We start from the raw sequence: 13,581 nt of genomic DNA, 5'->3' as shown, positions 1-13,581 counted from the left end.
GGTTGTTGCTTCTTGCGACATGCCCGTCTCAGTTCGTGAGCACGGCACGTATCCCCTCGGGCCGCAAGCACTCCTGCTGTCCCATCGATGCGCACGGACGTATGTCCAACGCGCGGCCAGCCGGTGACCTGCGTGTTTCAAGCTGCAACACTGCGCGCCCTGTGGATGGCCTCATGATCACGCAAAACGTGATTCTCGCCTCAGGGAGGATGCATGACGACGGTCGGTGCGCCATCCGCCGTTCTGCTTCGCATGCGAGAGCATCTGCTCGACACGGGCGACTTCTCGGAGACGCAGACCTTGCGGCCAGAGATCGCCGGCTCCTGGCGACGATGTGTCATGAACGGGCTCAGCCCGGACGTGGCGGCGCAGCCCGAGGCAGGATCAGTCAACCCGGACGGCGTCCTGGCACGTGTCGCCCGAGGCGTTCTCAGCAAGCGCGCCGAACAACTCGCCGGAACCGCAACCGGGCTCCTGGTCGCCGACCGCACCGGCGTCGTGGTGGACCGCTGGACCGGAGACGAGGGGCTGGCGAAGCTCCTGGATACCTCCGGTAGCGATCGTGGCTGGCTGCTGGACGAAGGCATCGCCGGGACCAACGGCATCGGCACGGTGCTCGAGGAGCTCAAGCCCGTGCAGATCATCGGTGCGGAGCATTTCACCGATGCCTTTCACCCGTTCGCCTGCGTCGGCGTGCCCATCCGGCACCCGATCTCCCGCCGCCTCGTGGGCGTGCTCAACATGACCTGCCGGGTCGAGGACACCAACAGCCTCCTGTTGCCCTTCGCGCTGGAGACGGCTCACGAGATCGAGCGTCGCCTGTATCTGGGGAGCTCACGGAAGGAGCGGCTGCTTCTCGAGCGATTCCTGCAGGTGCACAAGCGCAGCAACCACCCGGTGGTAGTGCTCAACGACCAGGTCATCATCAAGAATCCGGCAGCCGACCGGATCACCGACGAGATCGAGCAGGCCCTGTTGTGGGAGCACGCCTCACGAGCGATCCGCACCGCGAGCACCATCGAGATCGACATGCCGCTCAGGAGCGGTCGGCTGGTTCGGGTTCGCTGCAGCACCGTGGAGGACGGCGGCGTCCCGATCGGCGCGGTCGTCGAGATCCCCGCCGGGATAGCGACGCCGCAGGCTCGCGTCATCACCCCACCCACCACTGGCCGGACACCCCTCGCGGGCCTCGCGGGCAACAGTCCTGCCTGGCGGCAGGCCTGCTCACAGGCCCAGCGAGTCACGCACAACCAGGCGCCGATGCTCGTCGTGGGACCCCCCGGCACGGGCAAGCTGGCGCTCGTCAGAGCGCTGTTCGCCGAGGATGACCGAGGGGGGCGACTGACCGTCTGCGACGCCACGCTCCAGCCGCTGGAGGGTGCTGCGGCGTGGCTCACCGGCGTGCGCGCGGCGATGGCATCTCCGGACCGCATCGTCGTGCTTCGCAGGATCGACGCCCTGGAGAGCGTGGTGGTCCGGGCGCTGTGCGGGCTCATGGACGCAGCTGTGGAGGGCGGCGCTCGTTTGATCGGCACCGTGTCTGCCGTCGACGACCTCACCGGTCCGCATCGCGAACTCAGCGACCGGCTGTCGGTCATCAATGTCGCCGTCCCGTCGCTGCGTGACCGCCTCGACGACCTACCGGCGCTGCTCGCAGCACTGACGCAACGGCATGCGCCGGGCGACCCGCCAAGGTGGCAGGCAGATGCGGTTCAGACGCTCAGCCGCCTCGACTATCCCGCTAACGTGCGCGAGCTAGAGAACATCGTCCGGCGGGTGCTCCTCGCTCGGCCCATCGGAGACATCCGTGCGACGGATCTGCCGGAAGAACTCCGCGGACGCGCACCGCGGCGCCGTCTGACGCTCTTGGAACAGATCGAGTGCGACGCAATCCTCGCTGCCGTGCGGCGCAGCAACGGCAACAAGTCGGAAGCGGCCGAGACACTGGGAATCTCGCGAGCGACCCTGTATCGCAAGACCCGCGCCTACGGCGTCGACCTCGGCTCGACTGCGTACTGACCGGCCCGGCGACCAAGCCTGTCCGCTTCACCAGTCCCGGCGAACGAGCACGGCCTCCTCCCTGCAGTGCTCGTTCACTCGTCGCACGGTGCGTGTGCCACCCGACCGACAAGCAGTCCGACGGATCAGCCGCGCCACGGGGCCCAGCTGGCCGATCGCAAGGACCGGAACTGAAACAGACGCGTCGCGTTCTGCGACACCGTTGCCGCGTTCGCCGTTTGCAGACTCCAGACATGCACCACACGCACGTAGGGAGAAGCCGCGATGACAGGACACACCCCATGACGGGCCGGGTGCACGCGATCCGTCCCGTCGCGGAGCATGGCCCAGCCGAGGTCCCGGCGCAGCTGGCGAGCGCCCTAGCGGTCGAGGCAGCCGTGAGCGCCATCCGTCGCGGGGAGATGGTGATCGTGTGCGACGGCGATGATCGGGAGAATGAGGGCGACCTCATCGCCGCCGCCGAGCTGGTCACTCCTGAGCTCGTCGCCGACATGGTTCGACTGACCAGTGGCGTGCTGTGCGTCGCAGTCGACGGTCCCCGCCTGGACGAGCTCGCACTGCCTCCGATGGTGCTGCGCAACGAGGACCCCCGCGGCACTGCGTACACCGTGTCCGTCGACTTCCGGCACGGCACGACCACCGGCATCTCGGCGGCGGATCGCGCCGCCACGATCAAGCACCTCGCCGATCCCCGCAGCACGGCCCAGGATTTCGTTCGTCCGGGACACGTCTTCCCTCTGCGGTACCAGCCCGGAGGAGTCCTGTGCCGGCCGGGCCACACCGAGGCGGCGGTTGATCTGGCGCGTGCAGCCGGGGTCCAGCCGGCTGCCGTGCTGTCCGAGGTCGTGGGTTCCAACGGCGCCATGGCCAGGCGGCCGGAGCTTCGGACGCTCGCCGAGAAGAGCGGCCTCTGCATGATCAGCATCGAGGACCTCATCCAGTACCGCTGGCTCCGCGAGACGCTGGTCGAGAAGGTGGCGACGGCGCAGATGCCGACCGAGTTCGGCACCTTCACCGCGCACTCCTACCGCTCGCTGGTTGACGGGGTCGAGCACCTCGCGCTGGTCATGGGTGAGCCGTCCGGGCAGGACGTTCCGATCCGCGTTCAGTCCGAGTGCGTCACCGGCGAGGTCTTCGGCTCGCTGCGCTGCGACTGCGGCGACCAGTTGCAGTTCGCGATGCGCCGGGTTGCCGAGCTCCGTCGCGGTGTCATCGTCTACCTGCGCGGTCAGGAGGGACGAGGCATCGGCCTGGCGGAGAAGATCAAGGCGTATTCGCTGCAGGACCGTGGCTACGACACGGTCGAGGCGAACCTGCACCTGGGGCACCCGGTCGACGGCCGCACGTACGGCATCGCCGGTCAGATCCTGCGGGACCTGGGCGTCCGGGCCGGTCAACTCATGACCAACAATCCCGACAAGCTCGCCGGAATCCGTGCCTACCTGCCGGACGGTCTGGACCGTATTCCGCTCGTGATGCCGCGGCGCCCGGAGAACCTGCACTACATGCAGACCAAACAGCTCCGCCTGGGACACCTGACACAGGAAGAGAAGGACATCGTATGAACCGGCTCTCCACGAAGAGGATCGCGCGATGACGTCAGCATCCCTGCTTGTCGAGGACTCGCGGGACTACCTCTCGCCCCGGCAGGTGTTGGTCGGGGACGGCAGCGCTGCGCGGTTGGGTGACGCACTGCGGACATGGGGTGTGGCGGACGGAGCGGTGGCGGTGATCGCCGACCGCGCCGTCGTGAACTTCGGTGTGGCCGATCCTGTCCTGAACAGCGTGGCCGCCGCCGGCCTGGTCGCCCACGTCTTCGCCGACATCGAGGGCGAGCCGACGGTGGACACCGCCGAGCGCGCCACGGAATTCGCCCGCGGGCTCGGCGCAGCGGCCATCGTCGGCGTCGGTGGCGGAAGTGCGATGGACGTCGCCAAGATCGTCGCGATGGCTCTCGGCTCCGGCACCGAGGTCCGGGAGTGTCTGGGCATCGACATGCCGGGCCGCACCGTGCTGCCGCTGGCCCTCGTGCCCACCACGACCGGCACCGGCGCGGAGGTGACCCGCGTCGCGATGCTTTCCGAGGACGGGCGGAAGGTCATCTCCAGCCATCGCGCCCTCGTCCCCACCCTCGCCGTTCTGGATGCCGAGCTGGTGCGCGGCCTACCGGCAGGGGTGACGGCGTCCACCGGGATGGACGCGCTCGCGCATGCCGTCGAGGCCTTCCTCTCGACGAACCGCAGCGCCCTGTCGGTGGAGGCGAGCCTGCGCGCCGTCGCCCTGCTGCGGGATGCGCTGCCGCGGGCGGTGGCCGACGGATCAGACGTGCCGGCCCGGCGCGCCACCCTCTACGGGGCGCACCTGGCCGGCCTCGCGCTCAACGCGGGTGTGGTCCTAGGACATTCGCTGGCCTACACGATCGCCAACCGCGCGCCGTTGCCGCACGGAGTGACCTGCGGACTGGCCCTCCCCTACTGCCTCGCCTACAACGCGGTCGCAGACATCGACGGCGTCGAGGATCTCGCCCTTGCCCTCACTGGTGGCCGGTCGGCGCGGCTCCTGGACGCGGCGGACTGGGTCGCCGAGCTCGCCGCGCAGGTGGGACTCCCAACCTCGCTCGGCGCTGTCGGGATCCAAGCCACACAACTGACCGACATGGCGACCGAGTGCATCGAACGCTATCCCCGCGCGAACAACCCGGTGCCCTTCCACCACGCCCCCCTCACCCGGCTGCTCCAGGCGCTGCACACCGGCGATCTGGCAGCCGCCGACCCGAAGCACCTGTACCTCGAGGAGTCGAACGCATGACGGCCCTGATCGATAACCTGGTCGACGGCACGTGGTCCCAGAACGGGGACGGTTCTCCCCAGCCGAATCTGAACCCGGCCGACCAGCGCGATGTCGTGGGTGTCTACCCCATGGCGACGGAGGCGCAGGCTGCGGAGGTGGTGGACGCGGCGGTGAAGGCCTTTCCCGGCTGGCGGCGGACGTCGGCCATCGACCGAGGTGTTTTTCTCTCCCGGGCCGCCGACCTGTTGCGGGAACGCTCGGAGTCGATCGCGGCGGACATCACCCGGGAGAACGGAAAGACGCTGGCCGAGGCGCGTGTGGAGGTGATCAAGAGCGCCGACTTCCTGGACTACTACGCCGGCATTGCGCGGCTGCCCTTTGGTGATCTCCTCGACGACGCCCGCCCGAACGCCTTCGTGCTCACCCGTCGCGAGCCGATCGGCGTGATCGTCGCGATCACGCCGTGGAACGATCCGCTGCTGACCCCGGCGCGCAAGATCTCGCCGGCGCTGGTCACCGGGAACACCGTCGTCGTCAAGCCGTCGCCGGAGACTCCGCTGTCCATGCAGCACCTGGCGCGCGCTCTGCACGACGCCGGCCTGCCGGCCGGCGTCCTGAACACCGTCAACGCGGCCAACGAGGTCGTGGGCAGCGCGGTGCTGGCCGACGACCGGATCGCCGCCGTCACCTTCACCGGCTCAACCCGGACCGGCTTCGCGCTGCAGCGCGCGCTCGCCGGGCGGACGGTGCGGTTTCAAGCCGAGATGGGCGGCAAGAACGCCTCGGTCGTCATGCCTGATGCCGATCTCGATCTCGCCGTCAAAACCATCGCGGCCGCTGCCTTCGCGCAAGCGGGTCAACGCTGCACCGCGACCAGTCGCGTGATCGCGCACAGCGACGTCCATGACCTTCTGGTCGAACGCCTGGTGTCTGCCGCCGCCACCTACCGTCCGGGCGACGGTGCACGCGGTGCCGTGATGGGTCCGGTGGTGCACAGAGACCACCAGGCATCGGTTCTGCGCTTCGTGCATGAGGCACAGTCGCAGGGCGCGACGGTGCTCACCGGCGGCGATGCGCCGACGGACGACGACCGAAAGCACGGCTGCTTCGTCAATCCCACAGTGCTCGGCGACGTCACGCCAGAGATGACGATCTGGCGCCAGGAGGTCTTCGGCCCAGTCATCGCCGTGGTGCGCGCCGCCGATCTCGACCACGCGGTCGCGCTGGTCAACGAATCCGACTACGGCTTGTCGGCGGCAATCTTCACAGCTGACCTGCACGCAGCTCACCGGTTCATCGACGAGGTCGACACCGGACAGGTCTCGGTCAACTTGCCGACGTCGGGATGGGATGTCCACCAGCCCTTCGGAGGGTTCAAGCAGTCGGGCTCCTCGTTCAAGGAGCAGGGCCTGGACGCGCTGCGCTACTACACCAAGACCAAGACGGCGGCGATCGCACACGGAGTTCTGCCGTGACCTGCTCAGCGGGCGTGAGCGGAGGAGGGACGGACCCGCGATGAAGTACGTCGTGGTCGGCGGCGGGATCATCGGTCTCGCTGTGGCTCGGCAGCTCGTGCGCAGCGATCCGTCGAACACCGTGGTGGTGCTGGACAAGGAGCTGGAGGTAGCCCATCACCAGACCGGCCACAACAGTGGGGTCATGCATGCCGGCTTGTACTACCAACCGGGGTCGATGAAGGCTCGCCTCTGTCGGCGGGGAATCGAGCTCATGAAGCGGTATTGCCTCGAGCAGGGCGTCCCGTTCCAGGATGCCGGAAAGCTCGTTGTAGCGGTGGATCCGTCCGAACTCACCCGCCTCGCCGAGATCGAGCGACGGGCAAAGGAGAACGGCGTCGCCGACGTCCGGACGGTGAGCGCGGCAGAACTTCGCGAGATTGAACCGCACGCCGCGGGGATTGCCGCGCTGCACTCGCCGTCCACGGCCATCGTCGACTACGCCGCGGTGAGCCGCGCACTCGCGGCAGAACTCGAACTCGCCGGCGTGGAGATCAGGCTGGGTTGCGAGGTGCAGAACATCATCGCCGATGCGCCGCGACCTTCCGTCGAAACCACCGGCGGCGACCTCATCGGTGACCGCGTCATCGTCTGCGCCGGGCTGCAGTCGGCACGGCTCGCACGCCGCACCGGCGATGACCCCGACCCGCAGATCGTGCCCTTTCGGGGTGAATACTACCGACTGCGGACCGACCGGGCGGATCTCGTGCGCGGCCTGATCTATCCCGTACCGGACCCGCGCTATCCCTTCCTCGGCATCCATCTGACCCGGCGCATCGACGGTGGCGTGGACGTCGGACCGAATGCGGTCCTCGCGCTGGCGTTGGAGGGGTATCGCAGGCGCGACGTCTCACTGCCCGACCTGGCGGAGACGCTGACGTACGCGGGGTTTCGCGCGATGGCTCGGCAGCACTGGCGCACCGGTGCTCGCGAGCTGCTGGGCTCGGTCAGCAAGCGGTACTTCCTGCGTCAGGCACGACGCTACCTGCCGGAACTGACCCTCACCGACCTGCAACCGGCCCCCGCCGGCGTGCGCGCCCAAGCCGTCCGCAGGGACGGAACGCTGGTCGATGACTTCTGGATCAGTCAGCGCGGGCCGGTCACGTTCGTGCGCAACGCGCCCTCGCCGGCGGCAACATCGTCGTTGGCGATCGCCGAGCACGTGAGTTCTGTGGTGTTGTCCGACGCACCGGCGTAGCGCGTGAGCAGTCAGCGAGGCCGCCGCGCAGCTTGGCGGCCACCGCCTGACCCTTTGACGTTTGCGACGCTTCCAGGAATCGGGTGGCCTTCATGGACAGTCTGGACCGGGTCGGCGGAGTAGCCAGGGCACGGCGGCAATGAACCAGCTGCTTAGCTCTCGACGAGCTTGTCGGGGACCTTGCGGCTGTTGCGCGGTGCTCCTTGGCCCGTTCCCGGGGCGCGCTTGTCCTCGATATTGCGGATGGCCAGTCAGAGCGGTTTGATCAGCGCGTTGTCGCGGGAAGGTGCCCCCGGTTCTTGATGATCTTGCGGAGCTGGTAGTTCAGCGACTCGATCACGTTCGACGTGTAGATGATCTTGCGGACCTCGGGTGGGAACGCCAGGAACGGGATGAACCGCTCCCAGGCGCTCTGCCAGGTCGCCACCGTGGCCTTGTTCCGCTTGCCGATGTCGAACTCGGCGAACTCCAGCAGCGCGGTCTCCGCAGCCTCGGCCGTGGGCGCGGTGTCGATCGGCTTGAGCGCCGCGGCCATCTTCCTGCGGTCCTGACAGGCCACGAACCGCATCGAAGCCCGGATCAGGCGCACCACGCAGGTATGCACCGTGGTGCGTGGGAAGGTGGCCTCGATTCGGCCGAGAGGCACGCAGAAGGCACGGCATGAAGCAAGGAACGCTCCGACCAGCGGAAATGGCGCTCAGTAGCCCCAGCCTTCCAAGCTGGCCATGCCGGTTCGATCCCGGTCACCCGCTCAACCGGGGTGTCGCGGGACACCGTTCACAGGTGTCTCGCGACACCGTCTACATTCGGGCGTTTTGCGGTGCCGCCATGACTTCTATTCTTTCCGGCGGATATCAGCCTCCATCGAACCCGGCGCGGGACAGGGTCTCGTCAGCGGATGTCCTCGCAGCGGGCCTCTGCACTCGCACAGCGAGATCCTGCCCTTCCACGACCACCCCCACCAGGCGGAGGCCCGTTACACGTCATTGCGCGGAGGAATGCCTTCTCGCTTGCCGGAAGGCGCGGTGACCGCCTCAGCTCGGCCGGCCTCCGAACCGCCATCGGTGCACCTCGACCGCCGCGTGGCGTCCAGGGCCGAGGGCGTGGATCGCTCCTGCGGCGTCAGGGGCTTCCAACAGCACGGCTGTTCCCAAGGTCATTCTCGCGTCGTCGGAGAGAAGCGGACCGTAGGCAATCACGTCAGGGCCAGGCGGCTCGGTGGCATCCGGCGGGCCTTCACGTCCGAGACCCAGTACGAGATAGCGGCCGCGCCCAGGATGCTCGCTCACGAAGTCCCACATCGTGCGCCCCGAGATGTTGCGCCATCGTCGCAGCATCACGTCGCGGTACACCCCGGCTTGGTAGCCGGGCTCGTCGAAGGCGAAGGCACGCGCGGCGGTCACGTCCGGTAGGTCCACGATGTGGACGCTGCCCGTCAGGGTTCCGTCGTCGGCGAAGGTGGGGCCGCGGGCGACCATCCTGCCCGCGAACTGATCCATGTAGTCCCAATGCCGCTCCAGCATCGCCCGGCGCAAACCCATCGATCCTTGCCGGTCACGGTGGTAGCAGAAGAACTCCATGGACCAGCCTCGCTGTCAGTGGACGACGGCAGGTTGACCGCGAGCAGCCCGACGCCGACGGCCAGGTAGACGACCGGCGCCGCCGCAGTCCGCCGGTCGACGTGCCGGAACAGCAGGTACAGCGTGACTCCGACGAGCAAGAAGGACACGGCCATCGACACGTCGGCGTCGCGGGCGACAGCTAGCAGCGTCGAGCCGGCGCCGGAGTTCTGAGCGCCGGCGTTCGCAGTTCCAGGGACGTCGATGCCGGCGTGCACGCTCACCTGGACGATGGCGGCCACGACCACGACGAGCAGGTAGACGGCACCAGCGGCTCGGGCAAAGCCTGCCCCTCGTGACCAGCGCTCTTCGAACAATCACCATGACCTCACGATGACGGGGCCATGTGACGGCCGCATCCGTCCGTGGGCTTGCGTTGCCCCGGCCGCGGGGACGACCGAGACCTCGCTCCTTCGGCTGAGGCGTCACCGCTGTGGCCTCGGGGCTTTGCGAGCGGATCAGGTATCGATGCGGCGCGTCTCGTAGGCCCACATGACGATCTCGACGCGGTTGCGGGCATTGAGCTTGCGCATCAGGGCGGCGATGTGGGTCTTGACGGTGCTGAGGCTGATCGACAGCTCATCGCCGATCTCGCTGTTGGTCCTCCCGCGAGCGGCAGCGAGCAGGACCTGTTCCTCCCGAGGGGTCAGCGGCTCGACGGGCTCGGGTGGCACTGAGCGTGAGCGGCTGTTGGCGAAGGAGGACAGGAGCCTCGCGGTGATGTTCGGTGCGATCAGGGCGTCGCCGCGGGCGGCGGCATGGACGGCCTGGGTGAGCAGTTCGGCACCGGCGTCCTTGAGGAGGAACCCGCGGGCCCCTGCCTTCAGCGCGCCGTAGACGTACTCGTCGAGGTCGAAGGTGGTGATGACGACGACGGCCAGAGGATCGGCGATGTCGGCTCCGGCGAGCTGCCGGGTGGCCTCGATCCCGTCGACGTCCGGCATGCGGATGTCCAGCAGGCACACATCGGGACGCAGCGAACGCGCCATGGCGATCGCCCGTCGGCCGTCAGCGGCCTCGCCCACGACGGTGATGCCTGGCTGGGCGTCCAAGATCATGCACAATCCCGCCCTCACGATGTCCTGATCGTCAGCGACGAGCACGCGGATGGTCATGACGCACGCACCGTGTGAGGCAGCGAGGCGTCAACGCTCCAGCCGCCGTCCGGGTCAGGTCCCGCCTGCAGGGTGCCTCCGAGGAGGCTCGCCCGTTCCGCCATGCCGCGGAGCCCGAAGCCGGCCGGAGCAGATCCGGCCGTACGTGCCGCGCCGTCGTCGTGAACTCGCAGGCGCACCTGGCCGCGGGATGCGGCGACGTCGATGGTGACCTGGGTAGCCCCGGCTGCGTGCCGGGTCGCGTTGGTGACCGCCTCGGCGGCGATCAGGTAGAGGGCGGTGCTGACTGCTGGGTCAACGGCATCGACGTCACCGGAGACCTGCACGCGGACGCCCAGCACCTCGCCTCCGGGGCGAGCGAGCCGCTCGATGTCCGCCACGCCCCGGCGGGGGGCGAGATCGGCTTCGGTCCCATCGCGCAGCACACCGACCAGCGCCCGCATCTCCTTCAGCGTCCGGGACGCCTCCTCCTCGATGGTGACCAGCGTGGCCAGCGCGCGCTTCGGATCTGCAGCCGACAGCGCGCGACCTGCCTGCGCCTGGACCGCGATCGCTGAGACGCGATGTCCGACCGTGTCATGCAGCTCGCGGGCCAGTTCGTTGCGCTGGCGCAACCGCACCTGCTCGATCTCGCGGTCGTGGCTTCTGGTGCGGTAGCGCACGGCCGCGCCGAGTGCGGCCGAGAACAGGAATAGGCCGTAGCCGCCGACGATCTCCGCGGGTGTGGTCGGGACCGCGATGAGGGTGACGGGGAGCCAGATGAGGATGATGCCGAGTCCGAGGGCAGCCTCGCGACCTGCCCCCCAGCGCAGCAGGGCGTAGGGCAGTACGAGCAGCCCTGCGATGCTCTGCAGGCCGGTGGCATCGACAGCCACGATCCTCGCGACGTCGAAGGCAAGGACGGCTCCGAAGGCAACGGTGACTGCGGCCAGCGGCCGCGTGCGTCGCCACAGCAGGCACGCCGCGACCACGACGCTGACGCTGACGAGCAGGGGCGCCCATGCCCTGTCGTCGCGCAGCAGCATCTCGACGAATGAGCCCGCGACGAGGACCGCGACCAGAGCCCAATCCCGCCAGACCCGCGCCGGCGGGTCCGCGGGGCGCGGCTCGGCCCACAACGCACCCAGCATGCTTCCCCCTCCCCGCCAACGTAGAGGGGCCGCCGCTCGGGCGGATCAGCCGAAAGTACTGCGGATGTCCCGTCCCTGCGGCCAGGACGGCTGGAGCCCGCAGGCGGATGTGTCGCCTGTCAACGCTGGTCATGGTGAGGACACCGACTGAGCCGACCTGGCCAGCTCGCCAGCACACAGGAGAAGTGATGACCAGAAGCAGCACAACCGCCGGCGCATTCCAGGAAGCGCGACTCCCGGTTCAAGCGAAGCTCGCAGCGGCCTGGACCAGCGTCATGTTCCTCTACATCTACGTCGACTACCTCGCCCTGTACAAGCCCGGCGTCATCGACGACATCCTGGTCGGCGTCGTCCATGAGTTCGACACCGGCCCGACCTTCGTCGCCCTTGCGCTCACGCTCATGGCCATCCCGAGCCTCATGATCCTGCTCTCCACGACACTGCCCGCCCGTGTCAACCGCGCCAGCAACCTCGTCGTGGCAACGCTCTACATCCCTGCCTCGCTGTACAACGCGGACGGCGAGTCCTGGAGCTACTCCTACTTCTACGGCCTCTCCATCGGACTCGAGGTGCTGCTCCTGGCCTTCATCCTGCGCGCCGCCTGGACCTGGCCCCGGACCACTCGAGCCACCGCCGGCCGCGACCTCGCCCAGGCCCGGGTGTGACGCTCGAGGCAAGGCCCGGTGCCCGTGGTCGGTGACAGCAGCTCTGGTGAGCAGCGACTGGGGTTCCTGTGGTCGAGCCGGTGACCGTCTCGCGGAGGGTCAGTGCTCCCGATGGTCAGCAGCCCCCGTCCGCACGGGAACTGCTGGCTCTGGACACGCTGCTGTTCGCTCCCGTGCTGCTGGGCTTCGCGCTGAGCCTCTTCGGGGGGACGTTCGGGTGGGTCGTCGGGATCAGTCTTGGATGCGTCGCCGGCCTGGCTCTTCTGTGGTCGTCGACATCGTGGACCACCGCGGAGGAGTGCGTGGCCACAGGGGTGTTACCCGGCGGCATGACCCCGGCCTTCCTGCTGCTGACGACCGGCGCCGCCGTGTGCGAGCAGACAGCCGGGGAGGCAGAGGTGTGCAGCAGCGCCACGCTGCCGCTGTCGCTCGGGCTCCCGATCCTCGTCGGCAGTGTGGCAGCCCCGCTGACCGTCGCGGTGATCCTTCTGCGCCGCAGCCCTGTGCCGCCCGCCGTGAGCGCTCAACCGCGAATGCCTTGGCCGCGCTGTGAGCCGGCGTCGCGAGAACGATGCGCCTCGTACGGACATGCGCATGGAGCTGATGTCGAAGACGTCCCTCGCTCTTCTCGAGCATGCCTTCGACCAGATGCTCGTCGTGGCCGAGGTGCTGGGAGAGCCACGCATTCACCAGCGACCGCTGGGACCCGCGACGAATGCGGTCGGCGCCCTCATCGTCCACTGCTGCGAGGTGACGGAGTTCTGGTTGGGTCCTGTCGCACTGCGGCGGCCGAGCGACCGTGACCGCGAAGCGGAGTTCAGTGCTGTCGAGTCACTGGACGACCTGCACCGACGGGTCGCGACGTGCGTCTCCACTGCTTCGCGGGACCTCGAATGGATAGCGGCAGGTCTTGGCGGCGGCGTGAACGGCGCACGTGAGTTCCTGCCAGGAACTGATCGCCCAGACTCCGCCGTGGTGCTCTACGTGGGCAAGGAGCTGTTCCAGCACCTCGGCCACATCGAGCTGGCGGCGGACGCACTGCGCCAGTCGCTCGACCCGACACCGCCTTGACCGGCAGTTGCGCAGCCCTTCCCGTCCGCGCATGAGGCGAGCGACGACCGCAGCGCTCACCCTGCTGCTCGGGTGCGCGACGGGTCTCGTTACCTGGGCGGTCTGGCTGTGGGACAGCGAGTACTACTGGGACGAGGTGTCCCAGTCCTTCCAAGGCCCCTACCGCACGGCGCAGGTCGTCGGCTGCGCCCTGACCTACCTCCTGGTCGCGGTGCTGATGTCCTGGAAGCTGAGGCCGCTGCTGGTGACGATGGGAATGGCCATCGGGTTCGCGGCCGCGTGGTCTGCGCACGCCGCCGGTCGTGACCAGACAGGGATGTTCCTGTTCGGAAATGTCTTGCTCGTGCCGGTCCTGCTGGCTGCGGGCGTCCTCGCGAACGTCGCCGGGACGTGGATTCGACTGCTGTGGCGCAGCCTGCCCAGGTAGCCCTTCTGGCTACGTGACAGCCCGGCTTCCGCG

General features: G+C 68.5%; 11 protein-coding genes and 2 pseudogenes. 8 read left to right on the top strand and 5 right to left on the bottom strand.

Annotated elements, in window-relative coordinates; all coding sequences use genetic code 11:
• Nucleotides 1–213 precede the first annotated feature (213 nt).
• From BLASA_RS06365 to lhgO, 5 genes are all read left to right on the top strand, one after another.
• Nucleotides 214–2,019 (top strand): sigma-54-dependent Fis family transcriptional regulator, encoded by a 1,806-nt coding sequence (locus BLASA_RS06365; RefSeq protein WP_014375232.1) that lies wholly within the window; start codon nt 214–216, stop codon nt 2,017–2,019.
• Nucleotides 2,020–2,300: 281 nt separating this feature from the next.
• Nucleotides 2,301–3,584 (top strand): bifunctional 3,4-dihydroxy-2-butanone-4-phosphate synthase/GTP cyclohydrolase II, encoded by a 1,284-nt coding sequence (locus BLASA_RS06360; protein ID WP_014375231.1) that lies wholly within the window; start codon nt 2,301–2,303, stop codon nt 3,582–3,584.
• A gap of 28 nt (nt 3,585–3,612) precedes the next feature.
• The gene (locus BLASA_RS06355) at nt 3,613–4,827 is read left to right on the top strand and encodes an iron-containing alcohol dehydrogenase family protein (RefSeq protein WP_014375230.1); all 1,215 of its coding nucleotides are present in this window, start codon (nt 3,613–3,615) and stop codon (nt 4,825–4,827) included.
• Nucleotides 4,824–6,284, top strand: a complete 1,461-nt coding sequence (locus BLASA_RS06350) for an aldehyde dehydrogenase family protein (RefSeq protein WP_014375229.1) — start codon at nt 4,824–4,826, stop codon at nt 6,282–6,284. Before BLASA_RS06355 ends, BLASA_RS06350 begins: the two co-directional genes overlap by 4 nt.
• 40 nt (nt 6,285–6,324) lie before the next feature.
• Nucleotides 6,325–7,521, top strand: a complete 1,197-nt coding sequence (lhgO, locus tag BLASA_RS06345) for an L-2-hydroxyglutarate oxidase (RefSeq protein ID WP_014375228.1) — start codon at nt 6,325–6,327, stop codon at nt 7,519–7,521.
• A gap of 158 nt (nt 7,522–7,679) precedes the next feature.
• Here lhgO and BLASA_RS24075 read toward each other — a convergent pair.
• The 5 genes and pseudogenes from BLASA_RS24075 to BLASA_RS06325 all read right to left on the bottom strand — a co-directional run.
• A pseudogene (locus tag BLASA_RS24075) lies at nt 7,680–8,152 on the bottom strand (transposase); the annotation flags it as partial.
• Nucleotides 8,153–8,555: 403 nt separating this feature from the next.
• Nucleotides 8,556–9,101, bottom strand: coding sequence for a YciI family protein (locus BLASA_RS06335; protein WP_041775643.1), 546 nt, complete (start codon nt 9,099–9,101; stop codon nt 8,556–8,558).
• 41 nt (nt 9,102–9,142) lie between these two features.
• Nucleotides 9,143–9,457, bottom strand: a pseudogene (locus BLASA_RS26525) (DUF4386 family protein); the annotation flags it as partial.
• Nucleotides 9,458–9,598: 141 nt separating this feature from the next.
• Entirely contained in the window at nt 9,599–10,255 is a 657-nt protein-coding gene (locus tag BLASA_RS06330) for a response regulator (RefSeq protein WP_014375224.1), read from the bottom strand.
• Entirely contained in the window at nt 10,252–11,385 is a 1,134-nt protein-coding gene (locus tag BLASA_RS06325; RefSeq protein ID WP_014375223.1) for a sensor histidine kinase, read from the bottom strand. The genes BLASA_RS06330 and BLASA_RS06325 overlap by 4 nt, the downstream gene beginning before the upstream one ends.
• 188 nt (nt 11,386–11,573) lie before the next feature.
• Here BLASA_RS06325 and BLASA_RS06320 point away from each other — a divergent pair, with 188 nt between their 5' ends.
• From BLASA_RS06320 to BLASA_RS06310, 3 genes are all read left to right on the top strand, one after another.
• Nucleotides 11,574–12,050: a DUF6326 family protein gene (locus BLASA_RS06320; RefSeq protein WP_014375222.1), complete on the top strand. Its 477-nt coding sequence runs from the start codon at nt 11,574–11,576 to the stop codon at nt 12,048–12,050.
• A 588-nt stretch (nt 12,051–12,638) separates the two neighbouring features.
• A complete protein-coding gene (locus BLASA_RS06315; protein ID WP_041775642.1) occupies nt 12,639–13,121 on the top strand; it encodes a DUF664 domain-containing protein in 483 nt (160 codons plus the stop codon).
• Between the two features lie 31 nt (nt 13,122–13,152).
• Nucleotides 13,153–13,548 carry a hypothetical protein gene (locus tag BLASA_RS06310; RefSeq protein WP_014375219.1) on the top strand — a complete coding sequence of 132 codons (396 nt, stop codon included), beginning with the start codon at nt 13,153–13,155 and terminating at the stop codon, nt 13,546–13,548.
• The last annotated feature ends 33 nt before the right edge of the window (nt 13,549–13,581 follow it).

The sequence above is a fragment of the Blastococcus saxobsidens DD2 genome (genome assembly GCF_000284015.1).
GTDB lineage: Bacteria > Actinomycetota > Actinomycetes > Mycobacteriales > Geodermatophilaceae > Blastococcus > Blastococcus saxobsidens_A.
The sequence above is the reverse complement of the archived record's forward strand: the minus strand, read 5'-3'. Positions and strand labels throughout refer to the sequence as shown.